Annotated in this window: 1 protein-coding gene; it reads right to left on the reverse strand. The window is 42.9% G+C overall.

All coding sequences use genetic code 11. The features are described 5' to 3' along the window. Positions 1-326: ATP-binding cassette domain-containing protein (locus tag ACFIO5_RS09900; RefSeq protein ID WP_375705304.1), on the reverse strand; the 326-nt coding region annotated here is incomplete at both ends.

Here is a 326-nt window from a genome sequence, read left to right on the forward strand (position 1 = left end):
CAATTTGCTCAATAGCCCCTTTATTCATGACAACTATTCTATCAGCTAGTGTCATCGCTTCTAGTTGATCATGAGTCACGTAGAGGCTAGTTGTTCCCAATGAACGCTGGAGTGTTTTAATCTCGATACACATTTGCGCACGCAGTTGTGTATCGAGGTTTGAAAGTGGCTCATCAAAGAGAAAAACACGTGGTTGACGAACAATGACACGCCCCATTGCAACACGCTGTCGTTGTCCTCCTGATAATTGCCGTGGTTTACGATCCAGAAATGGCTCTATTTGCAAAAGTTTTGCAGCGTGTGTGATACGCTTATTTATTTCATCT

This window comes from Bartonella sp. AA86SXKL (assembly GCF_042196885.1).